This window comes from Stenotrophomonas sp. AS012628 (assembly GCF_010608305.1).
Classification (GTDB): Bacteria; Pseudomonadota; Gammaproteobacteria; order Xanthomonadales; family Xanthomonadaceae; genus Stenotrophomonas; species Stenotrophomonas geniculata.
Genome location: NZ_VMBJ01000008.1, coordinates 42,122 through 59,892, shown reverse-complemented (window position 1 = coordinate 59,892; position 17,771 = coordinate 42,122). Strand labels below are relative to the sequence as shown.

The following is a 17,771-nucleotide window of genomic DNA, read 5'->3' as shown; positions in this document are numbered from 1 at the left end:
GATACCGCGCAACGGGTCCTACGGCACGGTGGATGGCAGGTGGTTCGCGCACTTCTGATCGGGGCGATGCTGGTCGCCAGTACGCCCGCGTGGGCCGATCCCGGCAGTACACCCCTGCAGATCCGGCTGACCGTGGTCGAGGGCTGCAGCGGTGATGCCGGCAACACCCGATGCGCGGCACCGCACAAGCGCAGCGACGCGCCCGAGCTTCCGCAACAGATCCGCGATCTCGCGCCGCCGGCCGACAGCGACGACGCGGCGCCCGCCGTGACCGTCATCTACTGATGCGTACCCTGCTCAGCCTGCTGGTACTGCTGCTGGCGCTGCCCGCGTCGGCGCTGGACCTGGTGCCGACCACCCTGCAGCTGCCAGCCGAAGGGGGACACAGCGAGCTGTGGCTGTACAACCCCGGTCCCGGCCGCTGGCAGGGCGAGGTTCGGATCCTGAGCTGGGAACAGCAGGCCGACGCGGAAAAGCTGCGGCCCAGCGACCAGATCCTGGCCAGCCCTGCCCGGCTCGACCTCCCGCCCGGCACCCGCCAACGCATCTGGCTGCTGCCCCGGGACAGGTCACCCATTGCCGTCGAGCAGGCCTACCGGGTGCTTCTGGCTCCCACTGAACCGGACCTGCCACGGTACTCGCTGCCCTTGTTCAGGGGACACGCCATGCCCTTGGCGTGGCCGGAGCTGCATGCCGGGATCGAACCCGGTACGTCACATCCCTTTCTGCGATTGAGCAACGCAGGTACCGTACACGCCCGCCTGCACGATCTTGCGTTCGTCGCCGACGATGGCCGCCGCACCCTGCTGCTGCCGGGACTGGCCGGCTACCTGCTGGCGGGCCGGGAGCGTCGCTGGGCCCTCCCCGCCCATGCCAACGGCTATGCCCGTGGCCATTTCCAGGCCCGGCTGCAGGACGGCCGCGTGATCGATCTGACCGTGCCGGACCCGGCAATTGCAGCGAGCGCACCGAGCGGGCTATAATCGACCGGATTCCTGCCGCCTGCGTGCGCGGGAGACCGTCCACACCGGACGTCACCGGTGAATCCACACCTGCTGCCCCCATCCGTGCCGGGGTGCTCCGCAAGGAGTTCGGCCACGGAGGCAACAGGGAAGCCCAACCCCGGAACCGATCGCGCTTCCACGCGTCCCGCATACCTATCCCCGCGGGCGGAATCGCTGGTTCCATATCAGGAGTATTGCAATGCCCCAGGTCACCATGCGTCAGATGCTGGAAGCCGGCGTCCACTTCGGCCACCAGACCCGCTACTGGAACCCGAAGATGGCTCCGTACATCTTCGGCGCCCGCGGCAAGATCCACATCATCAACCTGGAAAAGACCGTCCCGCTGTTCAACGACGCGATGAACTTCATCTCGTCGGTTGCCCAGAAGCGCGGCACCGTCCTGTTCCTGGGCACCAAGCGCAGCGCCCGCGAGACCATCAAGGAAGAAGCCGAGCGTTGCGGCATGCCGTTCATGAACCAGCGTTGGCTGGGCGGCACCCTGACCAACTTCCGTACCGTCAAGCAGTCGGTTGCCCGCCTGAAGGAACTGGAAGCCGGTGAAACCGACGGCACCTTCGAGAAGCTGGTCAAGCACGAAGTGCTGGGCCTGCGTCGCGAGCGCGACAAGCTGGAAGCCTCGCTGGGCGGCATCAAGGACATGAACCGTCTGCCGGACGCCATCTTCGTGATCGACATCGGCCACGAAGACATCGCGATCAAGGAAGCCAAGAAGCTGGGCATTCCGGTCATCGCCGTGGTCGACACCAACTACAACCCGGAACTGGTGGACTACGCCATCCCGGGCAACGACGACGCCATCCGCGCTGTGCAGCTGTACGCCCGCGCCGCTGCCGACGCCGTACTGGAAGGCAAGGCCGCTGCGCCGCACGCCGCTTCGGTGCGCGAGGAAGAGTTCGCGGAAGCCGCTGCTGAAGGCGAAGAGAAGCCGGCCCGCCGCGCTCCGGCCAAGAAGGCTGCCAAGAAGGGCGACGACGCCCAGGCCTGATCCAGGCCCGGGTGGACGCCCGGCGTCCACCCTCCCTGCACGCAGCCCCTGGCGCGTGACAGGACCGTGTCACACGGGCCGGCCACCATGCCGGCCCAACCCCTTTCTTTCGTGAGGTAATCCCGTGGAAATCACTGCTTCCCTGGTCAAGGAACTGCGCGAGCGCACCGGCGCCGGCATGATGGAATGCAAGAAGGCTCTCACCGAAGCCAACGGCGACATCGACGCTGCTGCTGAAGCCATGCGCAAGTCCGGCGCCGCCAAGGCCGACAAGAAGGCTGACCGCGTGGCCGCCGAAGGCCGCCTGGGCCTGGCCCAGGATGGCGGCAAGGCCGTGCTGGTCGAAGTCAACTCGGAAACCGACTTCGTCGCCAACGATGACAACTTCAAGTCCTTCGTCAATGCCGTCGCCGCTGCCGCCCTGGCATCGGGCGCCACCGACGTCGAAGCCGTGAAGGCTGCCAAGCTGGCCGATGGCCGCACCGTTGAAGAAGCCCGCGCCACCGCCGTGCAGACCCTGGGTGAGAACATCCAGATCCGCCGCATGGTCAAGGTCGACACCACCGGCAACATCGGTGCCTACGTCCACACCAACGGCAAGGTTGGCGTACTGGTCGACCTGATCGGCGGCGACGTCGAGCTGGCCCGTGGCCTGGCGATGCACGTGGCTGCCCTGAAGCCGCCGCACAACAAGGCGTCGGACGTTCCGGCCGACTTCGTCGAAAAGGAAAAGGAAATCGAGCTGGCCAAGATGTCCGAAAAGGACAAGGCCAAGCCGGCCGAGATCCTGGAAAAGATCATCAGCGGCAAGATCAACAAGATCGTCAGCGACGTGACCCTGTACGGCCAGACCTACGTGCTGGGCGACACCACCGTCGAGCAGGTGGTCAAGGCCGCTGGCGCCGACGTGGCTGGCTTCAAGCTGCTGATCGTCGGCGAAGGCATCGAGAAGGTGGTGGAAGACTACGCCGCTGAAGTTGCCAAGGCGATGCAGGTCTGATTCCAGCCTTCCGGCTGCGAAGCGACCAGAAGGAGCCGCGGGAATCCGCGGCTCTTTTTTTATGCCCGGGACAATGGGAGGCTCATGCTCCAACTGTTGTTGCGCACACCGACGCCGCGCACACCGGCACCTTTGCGTTGCGCGCGAATCAAGCCGATACTCGGCGCAGGGAATCCACAGTCACATAGCAGGAACGAAAATCGCGGACTGTGATGCATTCCTAGGTATTCTTGTCCCAATGGAATTGAACGACCCGACATGCCTCCCGAGCTGACAGCTGCCCTGGCGCTCTGCCGCAACCTGCCTTCGCCACCCGGTATTGCCCTGCGCATCATCGAACTGGCACAGGACCCGGAAGCGGACATCGCCACCGCCGCCGACATCATCGCCATCGACATGGCGCTGAGCGCTCGCATGCTGCGCATCGCCAATTCGCCGCTGTACGCCAGTCGTCGCCGCATCGAGAACCTCGGCCAGGCACTGACCATGCTCGGCCTGAATGCCACGATCAGCCTTGCCCTGGGCTTCACCGTCACCCAGGGCCTGACCGGCGGCGCCGGTGCCGACCACGACCTGCGCCAGCGCGCGTGGAAGCGCAGCATTCTCAGCGCACTGGCCGCCAGCCAGCTGGGCCAGGCCCGCGGCCTGCGCCGCCTGGAGGAACTGATGCTGGCCGGGCTGCTGCAGGACCTGGGCGTGCTGTGCCTGGCCCAGGCCGAATCGGAGCGCTACCTGCCGCTGCTGCGCGAAGCCCGTGACAACACGGACCTGGTTGCCCGCGAGCGCGACGCGCTCGGCTGCAGCCACGCCGATGTCGGCGCCTGGGTGGCCGAGCAATGGGGCCTGCCGCGCTATCTGGTGGAGAGCATCAGCCACAGCGAGGACGACGACGCTGCCGATTCGCCGTTCCAGGCCTGCGTGCAGCTGTCCGGCGCTGTCGCCGACATCTGGCTGGACGAAGATGCCGATGCCGCCCGCGAGCGCGCCCTGCACCAGGTACATGACCGGCTGGAACTCGACAGCGCCCGTTTCGACCAGGTGCTGACCCGCATCAGCGAGGCCCTGCCGGACATCGCCAGCCTGTTCGAGGCCGGGCTGAACTCGCCCTCGCGGGTCCGTGAGCTGATCGACCACGCGCAGGAGCTGGCCACCCTGCGCAACCTGCGCGAGCTGCAGGATGCCGACCAGGCGCGCCGCCGCGCCGACGAATTCGAGGCGCGGGCCAAGCGCCTGGCCGACCAGGCCCACCGCGACGCCCTGACCGGCGTGCTCAACCGCCGCCAGCTGGAGGCGGTGCTGGAGCAGGAGTTCCTGCGCGCCGGGCGCCAGGGCTGGCCGCTGTCGGTGGCCTTCATCGACCTGGACGACTTCAAGAAGATCAACGATGCCCACGGCCACCTGACCGGCGACGAGGTGCTGCGCGCCTTTGCCGCCAAGCTGCAGGGCCAGCTGCGCAACAGCGACACCGTGGCCCGCTTCGGCGGCGAGGAATTCGTCGCGCTACTGCCCAATACCAGCGAAAGCGTGGCCCTGGACGTGATCCGCCGGGTACTGGCCAACATCGTCGCCACGCCGATGGCCGAGCTGGAGGGAGGTCCGTTGTTCGTCACCTTCTCCGCCGGCGTGGCCACCCAGGGCGGCTACGAGCGCTTTGCCGACGTGCAGGACCTGCTGCGTGCCGCCGACGATGTGCTGTACCGATCGAAGAACCTGGGCCGCAACCGGGTGATCGCCCGCTCCCCAGGCGCCCTCGGCCACGAGAAGCTTTCAGCCACCGCCGGCGCCGAGCTGGGCTGAACGGGACGCCCCGCGTGACCGGGGCGGATGGCAGGATTTTGCGCCGCAGTGCACAAAACACTTTGGCCCGACGCCGCATGCGCGTAGAATCGCCCGCGATTTCCACGCACCCGAGGTCCCCATGTCCAAGCTCGCCTATCGCCGCATCCTTCTGAAACTGTCCGGGGAGGCGCTGATGGGAGATGAGGACTACGGCATCGACCCGAAGATCATCAACCGCCTGGCCCGTGAGGTCATCGAAGCCCAGCAGGCAGGCGCCGAAGTTGCACTGGTGATCGGCGGCGGCAACATCTTCCGCGGCGCCGGCCTGGCCGCTGGCGGCATGGACCGGGTCACCGGCGACCAGATGGGCATGCTGGCCACGGTCATCAACGCTCTGGCCATGCAGGACGCCTTGGAAAAGCTGGGCGCCAAGGCCCGGGTGATGAGCGCGATCAAGATCAACGACGTGTGCGAGGACTACATCCGGCGCCGCGCCATCCGCCATCTGGAAAAGGGCCGCCTGGTGATCTTCGCCGCCGGCGTCGGCAGCCCGTTCTTCACCACCGACTCCGGTGCCGCCCTGCGCGCGATCGAGATCGGCGCCGACCTGCTGCTGAAGGCGACCAAGGTTGACGGCGTGTACGACAAGGACCCGAACAAGCACAGCGACGCGGTCCGCTTCGACAGCCTGAGCTACGACGAAGTGATCCGCCGTGGCCTGGAAGTGATGGATACCGCCGCCTTCGCACTGGCCCGCGACAGCGACCTGCCGATGCGCGTGTTCGACATGGGACAGCCGGGCGAGCTGCTGAAGATCCTCAGCGGCGAGAACATCGGCACCCTGGTCCAGGGCCGCGACCCGGCCTGAGCCTGAGTGCCAGGCGAGCTCCGGGCCGATTCAGGCCCGGCAGCGTCCCGTATTCGCCTATAATCGCCCGATTCCAGTTACACCCAGGACCGGGCGATGCTCAACGACATCAAGAACAACGCGCAGACGCGCATGGCCAAGAGCATCGACGCTCTGAAGCACACCCTCACCTCGATCCGCACCGGCCGCGCCACCCCGGCCCTGCTGGACCGCGTCACGGTCAGCGCCTATGGCAACGCCAGCACCCCGCTGAACCAGGTCGCATCGATCTCCAACGCCGACGCCCACTCGCTGCTCGTCACGCCGTTCGACAAGAGCATGATCAAGGAGATCGAAAAGGGTCTCTACAACGCCGAGTTCACCCCGAACACGCTGGGCACCGCGATCCGCATCAACATGCCGCCGCCGACCGAAGAGCGCCGCAAGGAGCTGGTCAAGCAGGTGCAGAAGGAAGGGGAAGGCGCCAAGATCGCGATCCGCAACATCCGTCAGGACGCGAACAAGGAAATCGCCAAGCTGGTCAAGGACAAGGCGATCAGCGAAGACGAGAAGAAGCGCGGTGAAGACGACATCCAGAAGTTGACCGACACCCACATCAAGGACGTCGACAAGGTCGTTGCCGACAAGGAAAAAGAACTGCTGTCGGTCTGAAGTCGATGCCTTCAGTCCCGCCTCCGTTGCCGGCCGCCCTGCCCCGCCACATTGCCATCATCATGGATGGCAATGGGCGCTGGGCACAGCAGCGCCGTCGTCCGCGCGTGATCGGCCACCGGGCCGGCGCGCGTGCGGTCAACCGCACCATCGAGCGCTGCCTTGAGCTGGGTATTCCGGCGCTGACCCTGTTCGCGTTCTCCAGCGAAAACTGGGGCCGGCCGCAGGAAGAAGTCGATGCGTTGATGAAGCTGTTCCTCGGCGCGCTCGACCGCGAAGTGGACGAGTTGCATCGGCGTGGCGTGCGCGTGCGCTTCATCGGCGAGCGCGAACGCTTCGGCGCCGGGCTGGTCAGCCGCATGCAGCTGGCCGAGCAGCGCACCGCGGACAACACCACCCTGACCCTGTCGATCGCCGCCAGCTACGGTGGCCGCCAGGACATCACCCGCGCCGCGCGCACACTGGCCGCCGAGGTCGCCGCCGGCCGCCTGCTGCCCGAACAGATCGACGAATCGCTGCTGGGCAGCCAGGTCGCCCTGGCCGACCTGCCGCCACCGGACCTGTTCATCCGCACCGGTGGCGACACCCGCATCAGCAACTTCCTGCTGTGGCAGCTGGCGTACACCGAGCTGTGGTTCACCGAGGCGCTGTGGCCGGACTTCGATCCCGCTCTGCTGCAGCAGGCGCTGGACGCCTATGGCAGCCGTGAGCGTCGTTTCGGCCTGACCAGCGCCCAGATCGCCGCACTGGCCACCGAGACTTCCAGCCCATGACCAAGACCCGAGTCCTTGCCGCGCTGATCATGGCGCCGGTCGCCATTGCCGCGATCCTGCTGCTGCCGACCCAATGGTTGGCAGCGGCGGCGGCTGCGGTGCTGCTGATCGGCCTGTGGGAGTGGCTGAAGCTGGCCGGCATCGAAGACACCCTCGCGCGCACCGTGCTGCTGGTGCTGAACCTGCTGCTGATGGTGCTGCTGGTCTGGGCCGATGGCAGCACGCTGGTGCTGTTCCAGATAACCACCCTGGCCGGCGTCGCCTGGTGGTTGGCGGCGCTGGTCTGGCTTCGCTTCTTCAATTTCGGCGCGCAACCGTCGGCACCCTCGCGCATCGTGAAGATGCTGGCCGGAACGCTGGCCATCGTTCCGGCCTGGGCCGCGCTGGTGCTGATCCATGCTGGCGGCGATCCGCCGGGCAAGCAGGGCCACCTGTGGCTGCTGGCTGCCCTGGCACTGGTCTGGGCGGCCGATTCGGGCGCCTATTTCGCCGGCCGTCACTTCGGCAAGCACAAGCTGGCCCCGCGCATCAGCCCCAACAAGACATGGGAAGGCCTGTTCGGCGGCCTGCTGGCCGGTGTCGCCGTGGCCGTCGGCCTGGGCTGGCTGGCCGGCATCGATACCGCACATCTGCCGGGCCTGCTGATCACCTCGGTGGTGGCCGTGTTCGCCTCGGTACTGGGTGATCTGTTTGAAAGCCTGATCAAGCGTCACGCCGGCGCCAAGGACTCGGGCCACCTGATTCCGGGCCATGGCGGCGTGCTCGACCGTGTCGACGGCGTCTTGGCTGCAGTGCCGGTGTTCGCACTCGGCAAGGAAATCTTCGGGTTCTGACCATGAATGCTGTCGCAGACCTGCGCCGGGTCGCCGTGTTCGGCGCCACCGGCTCGATCGGTGCCTCCACGCTGGACGTGATCGCCCGCCACCCGCAGCGCTATCAGGCCACCGTGCTGGCCGCCGGCCGCCAGGTGCAGGCGCTGCTGGCGCTGTGCCGCCAGCACAAGCCCGCGCACGCGGTGATCGCCGACGCATCACTGTTCGCCGAGCTGCGCGACGGCCTGCGCGATGCCGGACTCGCCACCGAGGCGCATGCCGGCCATGCCGCGCTGGACCAGCTGGCCGCCAGCGATGCCTGCGACACCGTGGTCGCCGCCATCGTCGGTGCGGCCGGGCTGTCTTCCACCCTGGCCGCGGCCGCCGCGGGCAAGCGCATCCTGCTGGCCAACAAGGAATCGCTGGTGCTGGCCGGTGAGCTGCTGACCCGCACTGCCGAACGTGCCGGCGCCGAAATCATCCCGATCGACAGCGAACACAGCGCGATCTTCCAGTGCCTGCGCTCGCGCGACGCCAGCATTGACGGTGCCGGTGTGCGCCGCATCCTGCTGACCGCCTCCGGTGGCCCGTTCCGCGGCCGCAGCCGGGCCGCGCTGGCCCAGGTCACCCCGGCCCAGGCCGTGGCCCACCCGAAATGGTCGATGGGCCCGAAGATCTCGGTCGATTCGGCGACGTTGATGAACAAGGGCCTGGAAGTGATCGAAGCCCACCACCTGTTCGGCATCCCCGGTGAGCGCATCGACGTGCTGGTGCATCCGCAGAGCCTGGTCCACTCGCTGGTCGAGTTCGTGGACGGTTCGACCCTGGCGCAGATGGGCCTGCCGGACATGCGCACCACCCTGGCCGTTGGCCTGGGCTGGCCACAACGCATCGAATCGGGCGTGGCGGGGCTGGACCTGCTGGCCCAGGGCCGGCTGGATTTCGAGGCCCCCGACACCGACGCCTTCCCTTGCCTGGCCCTCGCCTGGCAGGCGATGCAGGCCGGTGGCACCGCGCCGGCGGTGCTGAACGCTGCCAATGAAGAGGCCGTTTCAGCGTTTCTTCAGGGCCGGATCGGTTTCCTGACCATCCCGGAACTGGTTGCTAACGCTCTTTCAACACTGCCGACCCAGCCAGCCGATACACTGGAGGTCCTGTTGTCCGCCGACCAGCGGGCACGCCAGCTCACCCTGAACGCCATCGACGCCGCCTGAACGACCGCCTCGCACACGCATGACGACGCCGCCCCTGCCCGCCACTGTGAGCCTGCATGACTGACTTCATCGGATCGGTCTGGTGGATGATCGTCAGCCTCGGGCTGCTGGTCACGTTCCACGAGTTCGGGCATTACTGGGTCGGGCGCCTGTGCGGGGTCAAGATCCTGCGCTTCTCGGTCGGCTTCGGCCGGCCGCTGTGGTCGCGCCGGGACAAGCACGGTACCGAGTTCGCCATCGCCGCCATCCCGCTGGGCGGTTATGTGAAATTCCTCGACGAACGCGAAGTCGAAGTCCACCCGCACGAGCGCGGCCAGGCCTTCAACCACAAGACCGTCTGGCAGCGCATCGCCATCGTCGCCGCCGGACCGATCGCCAACCTGCTGCTGTGCATCCTGCTGCTGTGGGCGATGTTCGTGATCGGCAAGCAGGATTATTCGCCGACCATCGGCCGTGTCAGCGGCATCGCCGCCAGCGCCGGCCTGACCAGCGGCGACCGCGTGCTGCGCGTGGACGAGCGCCCGGTGGTCACCCTCGGCGAGGCCAGCATGGCGCTGACCGCCGCAGCGATGGACCGCCGCGACGTGACGCTGGAAGTGCTGGACCCGGCCGATCAGGTGCGCGTGCGCACCCTGCCGCTGTCGCAGCTGCCCCCCGGTTTCGATGAACGACGCGTGCCGATCCTGGCTGGCCTTTACTGGCAGTCGTGGCTGCAACCGGCACGGGTCGATTCGCTCACCGCGGACTCCGTGGTGGCCGGGCAGCTGCAGCCGGGCGATCTGATCGTGGCGATCGACGGCCAGCGCATCGACGGTGCCGACCAGGTCATCGGCGAGATCCAGACGCTGGGCCGCGCTGGCGGCCCGGGCATGATCGAGGTCCTGCGGGGCGGCGAACGCCTGGCGCTGGAAGTCACCCCGCGCCAGGGCAAGGATTCCAAGGGCGAGCCGATCTGGCAGATCGGCGTGCAGTTCCCGACCTCGTTCAGCCCGCCCTATGACACCCTGCTGCGCTATGGCCCGCTCGACGCGGTCACCGTGGCCGTGCGCGAAACAGGCCGCCTGGCGGCCGATTCGCTGGGCATGATGGGCCGCATCGTCACCGGCAAAGCCTCGCTGCAGAACGTTTCCGGGCCAGTGACCATCGCCCGCGTGGCCAATGTTTCAGCCAAACGCGGCCTGGACTGGTTCCTGCAGTTCCTTGCCCTGCTGTCACTCAGCCTGTGCATCATCAACCTGTTGCCGATCCCGATCTTGGACGGCGGCCACCTGCTGTATTACCTTATCGAGTTGGTCAAGGGCAGCCCGCTGAGCGAGCGTGCCATCGCCGCCGGCCAGTACATCGGCCTGGCGTTGCTGGCCGGGTTGATGGGGTTGGCGTTCTACAACGACATCCTCGGCCTGGTCCCGCGATGAACTTTTCCATGTTGTTGCCGTCTACAGCGTCGGCATCCCGCACCAACGAAATCGACCTTCCTACCGGACGTGACATGACGCGACTCCCCAATCGCCGCCTGCTGGCCCTCGCCCTCGCCGCCGTCACCGGCGCTCCCGCCCTGGCCCAGGCAGCCGAGCCCTTCACTGTCAGCGACATCCGCGTGGATGGCCTGCAGCGCATCAGCTCGGGCACGGTATTCACCTACCTGCCGGTGGAGCGTGGCGAGACGGTCACCGACAACAAGGTCGGCGAGACCATCCGCGCCCTGTACAAGACCGGCTTCTTCGAAGACGTGCAGCTGGACCGCCAGGGCAGCATCCTGGTGGTGACCGTCAAGGAACGCCCGGCGATCAACAAGCTGACCGTGACCGGCAACAAGGACATCAAGTCCGAGCAGCTGCTCAAGGGCCTGTCCGACATCGGCCTGACCGAGGGCGGCACCTTCGATCGCCTGAGCCTGGACCGCGTGACCCAGGAACTGCGCCGCCAGTACAACGACCGCGGCAAGTACAACGTCGAGATCACCCCGACGGTGAGCCCGCTGGACCGCAACCGCGTGGACATCGCGATCGCGATTAAGGAAGGCAAGGCGGCCAAGATCCGTCACGTCAACCTGGTCGGCACCGAGAAGTTCGAGAGCAAGGACATCCTGGAGACCTGGGAGTCCAAGGAGCACAACTGGGCGTCGTGGTACCGCCGTGACGACCAGTACTCCAAGGAAAAGCTGTCCGGCGACCTGGAAAAGCTCAATTCCTGGTACCTCGACCGCGGCTATGTCGACTTCAGCATTGATTCGACCCAGGTGTCGATCAGCCCCGACAAGCGCGACATGTTCCTCACCGCCGGCGTGACCGAAGGTGCGCAGTACAAGATCTCCGAGATCAAGGTCAGCGGCGACACGATCCTCCCGCAGGAGGACGTCGAGCGCATGGTGATCCAGAAGTCCGGCGACACGTTCTCGCGTGCGCTGCTGGAATTCAGCTCGGACACCATCACCAACTCGCTGTCGAACATCGGCTATGCGTTCGCCAAGGTGAACCCGATCCCGACCACCAACCGCCCCGAGCAGACCGTGGCGATCAACATGCAGGTCGTGCCCGGCCCTCGCGTGTCGGTGCGTCGCATCCTGTTCCGTGGCAACACACGTACGTCCGACGAAGTGATGCGTCGCGAAATGCGCCAGTTCGAGAACAGCTGGTACTCGCAGGCCGCGATCGACCGCTCCAAGATCCGCCTGCAGCGCCTGGGCTACTTCGAGTCGGTGGACGTGGAAACCCCGGCCGTCAGCGGCAGCAACGACCAGGTTGACGTCGTCTACAACGTCAAGGAAACCACGTCCGGCAGCTTCGTGTTCGGCCTGGGCTACTCGCAGTCCTACGGCATGACCACGTCGGTGCAGCTGTCGCAGAACAACTTCCTCGGCGGCGGCAACCGCGTGTCGGTCGAAGCCTCGCGCAGCAGCTACCTGCAGCGCTACGGCTTCAGCTACACCAACCCGTACTTCACCGATGACGGCGTGTCGCTGGGCTACAACCTGTCCTGGCGCGAGCTGGACTACTCCGACTTCAACACCGCGCAGTACAACAGCACCAATGGTTCGGCGCAGGTGGTGTTCGGCGTGCCGATCACCGAGACCGATACCGTCTCGCTGATGTTCGGCATCGACAGCAACCAGATCACCACCTACCAGGGCTCCACCCCGCAGTCGATCATCGACTACATCAACGCCGTCGGTAAGCGCACGTTCCATGCCTGGCGCACCGAGCTGGGCTGGGCGCGTGACTCGCGCAACGACTACTTCATGCCGACCCGCGGCACCTACCAGCGCATTGGCCTGGAAACCACGCTGCCGGGTTCGACCATCGAGTACTACAAGCTGAACTACCAGATCAGCAAGTACTGGCCGATCATGCCGTCGCTGGTGATCAACACCCGTGCCGAAGTGGGCTACGGCGATGCCTATGGCAACGACTACACCCGCACGCTGACCAACCCGGACGGCACCACCCGTACGGTGACCGCCAGCGGCCTGCCGTTCTTCGAGAACTTCTACGCCGGCGGTACCAACTCGGTGCGTGGCTTCGAAGACAACACCCTCGGCCCGCGCGAAGTCACCAACGGCTATCCGGAAGGCCAGCCGCTGGGTGGTTCGCTGAAGACCGTTGGTTCGGTCGAAGCCTACTTCCCGCGCCTGTTCGACAGCCCGTCGGCACGTGTGTCAGCCTTCGTCGACTTCGGCAACGTTTACAACGGCGTGGACAACTTCAAGGCCAACGAACTGCGCGTGTCCACCGGTGTGGCCCTGCTGTGGCGCGCCCCGGTCGGCCCGATCTCGATCAGCTACGCCTTCCCGCTGAAGAAGAAAGACGATGACAAGATCGAACGGCTGCAATTCACGTTCGGTGGCCAGTTCTGAGGAACGTTGTTCCCCAGAACTGATCCACCTCCGGTGAATTGCCCGCGCATTTCACCTATCCCCCGCGCCGCTGGCGCGCCCCCCTTAACAGAAGGGGGGCTCTCCACCAGACGGGTCTCGAATCGCCGGGCATTGCCCGGCGTTTTCGTTTAGAAGGGCTGGCGGAAGCGAGCGCTCCGCTTTTGATCTTTCCTGTTTTTCCGTGGCTGGCACTCGCGCCACGCCGTCGGAGGACGGATGGGTGGGGCCTGCGAGGGTGTGAGCCGCATGGATGCGGCGACCAAGGCTACATGGACGTACTTGCGCCGTCCCTCGCGGGCCCCACCCGTCCGACCCAGCCCACGGGCCTGACTCTGCCAGCCACGAGGGGCCCCGCCGTTGGCCGCAGAACCGCCCCGCATGACCGCAATGGCGTCACACGTTAAACTCCCGCCGTGAATACTCCCACCTACACCGCCCAGCAACTCGCCGAGCAGTTCGGCCTGCAGGTCCATGGCGACCCCGCCACCGCCATCCATGGCGTGGCTACCCTCGCCCATGCCGGTCCTGGCCAGCTGACCTTCCTCGCCAATCCACGCTACCGCGCCCAGCTGGCCGACAGCCAGGCCTCGCTGGTGGTCCTGCGTGCCGACGACGCCGAGGCCGCCCCCGGCGCCGCGCTCGTGGCCAAGGACCCGTACACCACCTTCGCCAAGATCGCCGCGCTGTTCGATATCGCGCCAACGCGCCCGCCGGGCATCCACCCCAGCGCCGTCATCGATCCCAGCGCCCAGGTCGCCGCCAGCGCCCATATCGGTCCCTTCGTCTCCGTCGGCGCGCGCAGCGTGGTCGGTGAGAACTGCATCATCGGCACTGGCAGCGTGATCGGCGAAGACTGCAGCCTGGACAACGGCTGCGAGCTGATCGCGCGGGTCACCCTGGTCACCCGGGTCAAGCTCGGCAAGCGCGTTCGCGTGCATCCCGGCGCCGTACTCGGCGCCGATGGCTTCGGCCTGGCCATGGACGCCGGCAAGTGGATCAAGGTGCCGCAGCTCGGCGGCGTGCGCATCGGCGACGATTGCGAAATCGGCGCCAACACCTGCGTCGACCGTGGCGCGCTGGAAGACACCGTGCTGGACGAAGACGTGCGCCTGGACAACCTGGTGCAGATCGCGCACAACGTGCAGATCGGTGCGCATTCGGCCATCGCCGGTTGCACCGGCATCGCCGGCAGCGCCAAGATCGGCCGCTATTGCCTGCTCGGCGGCCACGTCGGCGTTGTCGGCCACCTGGAGATCTGCGACAAGGTCGTGATCACCGGCAAGTCGGTGGTCCGCAATTCCATCCATGAGCCGGGCGAGTACTCATCCGGCACCCCGTTGACCGACAACCGTACGTGGCGCAAGAACGCCGCGCGTTTCAAGCAGCTGGACGCATTGGCTCGCCGCGTCCTGGCTGCTGGCAAGGAGAAAGAATGAACGATTCGCTGCAGCTTCCGATCGACGTCTGCCAGATCCAGGAACTGCTTCCGCACCGCTACCCGTTCCTGCTGGTGGACCGGGTGCTTGAACTCGACGTCGAGGCCAAGCGGATCCTGGCGCAGAAGAACGTCAGCATCAACGAGCCGTTCTTCCAGGGTCACTTCCCGGGCCGCCCGATCATGCCTGGCGTGCTGATCATCGAAGCGCTGGCGCAGGCCGGTGGCGTGATGACCCAGCTCACGCTCGGCCGTGACTCGCAGTCCAAGCTGTTCTACATGGTCAAGGTGGAAAACGCCCGCTTCAACAAGCAGGTCGTGCCCGGCGACGTGCTGATGCTGGATGTGCAGATGAAGCGCCTGATCCGCAACATGGGCTGGTACTACGGCGAAGCCAAGGTCAACGGTGAAGTCGTTGCCTCGGCCGAAGTCATGTGTGCCGGCGCCAAGGGCTGATCCACTGGAGGCAGGAATGACTGACAACGCACCGCGGATCCACCCGACCGCCGTCATCGACCCGGCCGCGCGCCTGGCCGATGACGTCCAGGTGGGCGCGTTCACCCTGATCGGTGCCGATGTGGAAATCGGTGCCGGCACGGTGATCGGCCCCCATTGCAGCATCCACGGCCCGACGAAGATCGGCCGCGACAACCGCTTCATCGGCCACGCAGCGGTCGGTGGCGAACCGCAGGACAAGAAGTATGCAGGGGAGCGCACCGAGCTGGTGATCGGCGACCGCAACGTGTTCCGCGAGTTCGTCACGCTGAACCGTGGCACCGGCGGCGGCGGCGGCATCACCAGCATCGGCGACGACAACTGGATGCTGGCCTACACGCACGTGGCGCATGACTGCCATGTCGGCAACTTCTGCGTGTTCTCCAACAACACCACCCTGGCCGGCCATGTGACCGTGGGCGACTACGTGATCATCAGCGGCTTCGCCGGTGCCCACCAGTTCTGCCGGATCGGCGCGCATGCCTTCCTCGGCATGGGGGCGCTGACCAATGGCGACGTTCCGCCGTTCACCATGGTCGGCACCGATTCGCTGGGCCGCCCGCGCGGCATCAACAGCGAAGGCCTGAAGCGCCGCGGCTTCGACGCCGAGCGCATTTCCGCCATCAAGCGTGCCTACCGCACGCTGTACGTGGCGGGCCTGCCGCTGGCCGAAGCCAAGGTGCAGCTGACCGAACAGGCGCGTGACAGCGATGACGTGAAGGCCATGCTGGACTTCATCGAGCACGCCGAGAGGCCCTTGCTGCGATGAGCAGCACGACCGGCCAGGCGCCGGCCGGCGCCGCTGTGATTCCGCTGGCCTCGATGACCGGCAGCGTCCCCGCGCAACGGGTGCTCAGCGAGCGCCCGTTGCGGATCGCCCTGGTGGCCGGTGAGGCCTCCGGCGATCTGCTCGGTGCGGGCCTGGTTCGCGAACTGAAAGCGCGCTTCCCGAATGCCGAGTTCGCCGGCATCGGTGGCGACGCCATGCGCAGCGCCGGCTGCCAGACCTGGCACGATGCCAGCGAACTGGCGGTGATGGGCCTGACCGAAGTACTGCGCCATCTGCCGCGCCTGCTGAAGCTGCGCTCGGCGTTCCGCCAGCGTGCGCTGGACTGGCAGCCGGACGTCTTCATCGGCATCGACGCCCCCGACTTCAACCTGGGCATCGAGCGCTGGCTGAAGCAGCGTGGCGTGCGCACCGTGCATTACGTCAGCCCCTCGGTCTGGGCCTGGCGTGAGAAGCGTGCCGAGAAGATCGGCAGCAGCGCCGACCTGGTGCTGTGCCTGTTCCCGATGGAGCCGCCCATCTATGCCAAGCACGGCATCGACGCGCGCTTCGTCGGCCATCCGATGGCCGACGACATTCCGCTGCAGGGCAACCGCGAGGAAGCGCGCGCCGCGCTTGGCCTGCCGACTTCGGCCAAGGTGCTGGCGGTGCTGCCGGGCAGCCGCCTGGGCGAAATCTCGCGCCTCGGCGAGCCCTTCTTCGAGGCTGCCTGGCAGGTCTCCGAACGCATCCCGGGCCTGCACGTGGTGGTGCCTGCCGCCAACCCCGCCTGCAAGCGCCTGATCGAAGAGCAGCTGTCACGCTCGGCGCTGCCGGTCGCGTACTCGCATGTGCTCGACGGCCAGGCCCGCAACGCCATGATCGCCGCCGACGTGGTGGTGCTGGCGTCCGGTACCGCGACCCTGGAGGCGATGCTGGTGAAGCGGCCGATGGTGGTCGGCTACCGTGTCAACGAACTGACCTACCGTCTGGTCAAGGCATTCGGCCTGATCAAGGTCGACCGCTTCGCCCTGCCCAACATCCTGGCCGGGCAGGACCTGGCACCGGAACTGATGCAGCACGACTGCACGCCGGACAAGCTGGCCGCGGCCATCCAGCAGTGGTTCGACCACCCACAACGGGTAACCGACCTGCAGGACACCTATGCACGCCTGCATGAGCGCCTGCGCCGCAATGCTTCGGCACGTGCCGCCGACGCCGTCGGCGAGCTGCTGATTCGCGACCAGGCCCAGGCATGAGCCGCCGCCACGCCGCAGCGGCCAGCCTGGCCCTGTTCGATGGCAGCGCGGTAATCGAGCCGGAACGCCTGGTTGCCGGCGTCGATGAGGCCGGCCGTGGTCCGCTCGCCGGGCCGGTGGCGGTGGCGGCGGTGGTGTTCGACCCGGCACGGCCACGCATCAACGGCCTGGACGATTCCAAGCAGCTCACCGCGGCGCGCCGCGAGCAGCTGCATGACCGCATCATCGAGCGCGCCCTTGCCTGGCACGTGGTGCTGGTGGACGTGGACACCATCGACCGCCTGAACATCTACCAGGCCACCCTGCAGGGCATGCGCGATGTCGTCGCCGCGGTCGCCCACGTGGCCGGCTTCGCGCGCATCGACGGCAACGTGGTGCCCAAGGGCCTGGTACTGCCGGCGCAGGCGCTGATCGGCGGCGATGGCATCGACCGCGCGATCATGGCCGCATCGATCCTGGCCAAGGTCTCGCGCGATCGCTACATGCAGGACGTGCACGCCCGCCACCCGCAGTACGGCTTCGAGCAACACAAGGGCTATGGCACCCCGGCCCACCTGGCCGCCCTGCGCGAGCACGGCCCCTGCATGGAGCACCGGCGCAGCTTCGCCCCGGTACGTGAGTGCCTGCAGGCCGAGCAGGCCGAGCAGGCCGCCACGATCGCCTGAACAGCCGCCGGGCATGGCCCGGCGCTACCACGGCAATGTGAACGCACCCGGTAGCGCCGGGCCATGCCCGGCGGTATTCGCGCAATCGACGTACCGTCAAGTCCTTGTCGCCTCCCCCCGCCCTCGTTACCCTGACCGGGCACTCCAGCGCTTCCCGACCCCGGCGACGA

General features: G+C 66.9%; 16 protein-coding genes and 1 pseudogene. All 17 read left to right on the top strand.

The window, feature by feature from the left end; genetic code table 11:
* The first annotated feature begins 66 nt into the window (after positions 1-66).
* The 17 genes and pseudogenes from G5A07_RS05955 (at position 67) to G5A07_RS05875 (ending at position 17,601) form a co-directional block, all read left to right on the top strand.
* The gene (locus tag G5A07_RS05955) at positions 67-285 is read left to right on the top strand and encodes a hypothetical protein (RefSeq protein WP_010486315.1); all 219 of its coding nucleotides are present in this window, start codon (positions 67-69) and stop codon (positions 283-285) included.
* Entirely contained in the window at positions 285-983 is a 699-nt protein-coding gene (locus G5A07_RS05950) for a molecular chaperone (RefSeq protein WP_191863016.1), read from the top strand. Before G5A07_RS05955 ends, G5A07_RS05950 begins: the two co-directional genes overlap by 1 nt.
* 220 nt (positions 984-1,203) lie before the next feature.
* Entirely contained in the window at positions 1,204-2,010 is an 807-nt protein-coding gene (gene rpsB, locus G5A07_RS05945) for a 30S ribosomal protein S2 (RefSeq protein WP_005408748.1), read from the top strand.
* A gap of 124 nt (positions 2,011-2,134) precedes the next feature.
* On the top strand, positions 2,135-3,010 hold the full coding sequence (gene tsf / locus G5A07_RS05940) for a translation elongation factor Ts (RefSeq protein ID WP_010486320.1): 876 nt from the start codon (positions 2,135-2,137) through the stop codon (positions 3,008-3,010).
* Positions 3,011-3,268: 258 nt separating this feature from the next.
* Positions 3,269-4,807, top strand: coding sequence for a GGDEF domain-containing protein (locus tag G5A07_RS05935; RefSeq protein WP_191863015.1), 1,539 nt, complete (start codon positions 3,269-3,271; stop codon positions 4,805-4,807).
* Positions 4,808-4,928: 121 nt separating this feature from the next.
* Positions 4,929-5,657: a UMP kinase gene (gene pyrH / locus G5A07_RS05930; protein ID WP_010486325.1), complete on the top strand. Its 729-nt coding sequence runs from the start codon at positions 4,929-4,931 to the stop codon at positions 5,655-5,657.
* A 96-nt stretch (positions 5,658-5,753) separates the two neighbouring features.
* Positions 5,754-6,308: a ribosome recycling factor gene (gene frr, locus G5A07_RS05925; RefSeq protein WP_010486327.1), complete on the top strand. Its 555-nt coding sequence runs from the start codon at positions 5,754-5,756 to the stop codon at positions 6,306-6,308.
* 5 nt (positions 6,309-6,313) lie between these two features.
* A complete protein-coding gene (gene uppS, locus G5A07_RS05920; RefSeq protein ID WP_191863014.1) occupies positions 6,314-7,081 on the top strand; it encodes a polyprenyl diphosphate synthase in 768 nt (255 codons plus the stop codon).
* A complete protein-coding gene (locus G5A07_RS05915) occupies positions 7,078-7,914 on the top strand; it encodes a phosphatidate cytidylyltransferase (RefSeq protein ID WP_010486331.1) in 837 nt (278 codons plus the stop codon). Before uppS ends, G5A07_RS05915 begins: the two co-directional genes overlap by 4 nt.
* Before the next feature lie 2 nt (positions 7,915-7,916).
* Positions 7,917-9,107 carry a 1-deoxy-D-xylulose-5-phosphate reductoisomerase gene (locus tag G5A07_RS05910; protein WP_010486332.1) on the top strand — a complete coding sequence of 397 codons (1,191 nt, stop codon included), beginning with the start codon at positions 7,917-7,919 and terminating at the stop codon, positions 9,105-9,107.
* 56 nt (positions 9,108-9,163) lie between these two features.
* Positions 9,164-10,522, top strand: a complete 1,359-nt coding sequence (gene rseP, locus G5A07_RS05905; protein ID WP_010486334.1) for an RIP metalloprotease RseP — start codon at positions 9,164-9,166, stop codon at positions 10,520-10,522.
* Between the two features lie 74 nt (positions 10,523-10,596).
* Positions 10,597-12,960: an outer membrane protein assembly factor BamA gene (gene bamA / locus G5A07_RS05900; RefSeq protein ID WP_010486337.1), complete on the top strand. Its 2,364-nt coding sequence runs from the start codon at positions 10,597-10,599 to the stop codon at positions 12,958-12,960.
* A 434-nt stretch (positions 12,961-13,394) separates the two neighbouring features.
* On the top strand, positions 13,395-14,417 hold the full coding sequence (gene lpxD, locus G5A07_RS05895) for a UDP-3-O-(3-hydroxymyristoyl)glucosamine N-acyltransferase (RefSeq protein ID WP_010486339.1): 1,023 nt from the start codon (positions 13,395-13,397) through the stop codon (positions 14,415-14,417).
* Positions 14,414-14,872: a 3-hydroxyacyl-ACP dehydratase FabZ gene (gene fabZ / locus G5A07_RS05890; RefSeq protein ID WP_100471751.1), complete on the top strand. Its 459-nt coding sequence runs from the start codon at positions 14,414-14,416 to the stop codon at positions 14,870-14,872. Before lpxD ends, fabZ begins: the two co-directional genes overlap by 4 nt.
* A gap of 16 nt (positions 14,873-14,888) precedes the next feature.
* A complete protein-coding gene (gene lpxA, locus G5A07_RS05885; protein ID WP_010486342.1) occupies positions 14,889-15,680 on the top strand; it encodes an acyl-ACP--UDP-N-acetylglucosamine O-acyltransferase in 792 nt (263 codons plus the stop codon).
* Positions 15,681-15,772: 92 nt separating this feature from the next.
* A pseudogene (gene lpxB, locus G5A07_RS05880) lies at positions 15,773-16,936 on the top strand (lipid-A-disaccharide synthase); the annotation flags it as partial.
* Positions 16,933-17,601 carry a ribonuclease HII gene (locus tag G5A07_RS05875; protein WP_010486345.1) on the top strand — a complete coding sequence of 223 codons (669 nt, stop codon included), beginning with the start codon at positions 16,933-16,935 and terminating at the stop codon, positions 17,599-17,601. The pseudogene lpxB and the gene G5A07_RS05875, both read left to right, overlap by 4 nt.
* The last annotated feature ends 170 nt before the right edge of the window (positions 17,602-17,771 follow it).

Bases quoted from the DNA above. Each gene is read 5' to 3' on its own strand.
- pyrH (WP_010486325.1), top strand. From the start codon at position 4,929: ATGTCCAAGCTCGCCTATCGCCGCATCCTTCTGAAACTGTCCGGGGAG.
- lpxA (WP_010486342.1), top strand. From the start codon at position 14,889: ATGACTGACAACGCACCGCGGATCCACCCGACCGCCGTCATCGACCCG.
- rseP (WP_010486334.1), top strand. From the start codon at position 9,164: ATGACTGACTTCATCGGATCGGTCTGGTGGATGATCGTCAGCCTCGGG.
- G5A07_RS05915 (WP_010486331.1), top strand. From the start codon at position 7,078: ATGACCAAGACCCGAGTCCTTGCCGCGCTGATCATGGCGCCGGTCGCC.
- G5A07_RS05935 (WP_191863015.1), top strand. From the start codon at position 3,269: ATGCCTCCCGAGCTGACAGCTGCCCTGGCGCTCTGCCGCAACCTGCCT.
- G5A07_RS05910 (WP_010486332.1), top strand. From the start codon at position 7,917: ATGAATGCTGTCGCAGACCTGCGCCGGGTCGCCGTGTTCGGCGCCACC.
- uppS (WP_191863014.1), top strand. From the start codon at position 6,314: ATGCCTTCAGTCCCGCCTCCGTTGCCGGCCGCCCTGCCCCGCCACATT.
- bamA (WP_010486337.1), top strand. From the start codon at position 10,597: ATGACGCGACTCCCCAATCGCCGCCTGCTGGCCCTCGCCCTCGCCGCC.
- G5A07_RS05955 (WP_010486315.1), top strand. From the start codon at position 67: ATGCTGGTCGCCAGTACGCCCGCGTGGGCCGATCCCGGCAGTACACCC.
- frr (WP_010486327.1), top strand. From the start codon at position 5,754: ATGCTCAACGACATCAAGAACAACGCGCAGACGCGCATGGCCAAGAGC.
- G5A07_RS05875 (WP_010486345.1), top strand. From the start codon at position 16,933: ATGAGCCGCCGCCACGCCGCAGCGGCCAGCCTGGCCCTGTTCGATGGC.
- rpsB (WP_005408748.1), top strand. From the start codon at position 1,204: ATGCCCCAGGTCACCATGCGTCAGATGCTGGAAGCCGGCGTCCACTTC.
- fabZ (WP_100471751.1), top strand. From the start codon at position 14,414: ATGAACGATTCGCTGCAGCTTCCGATCGACGTCTGCCAGATCCAGGAA.
- G5A07_RS05950 (WP_191863016.1), top strand. From the start codon at position 285: ATGCGTACCCTGCTCAGCCTGCTGGTACTGCTGCTGGCGCTGCCCGCG.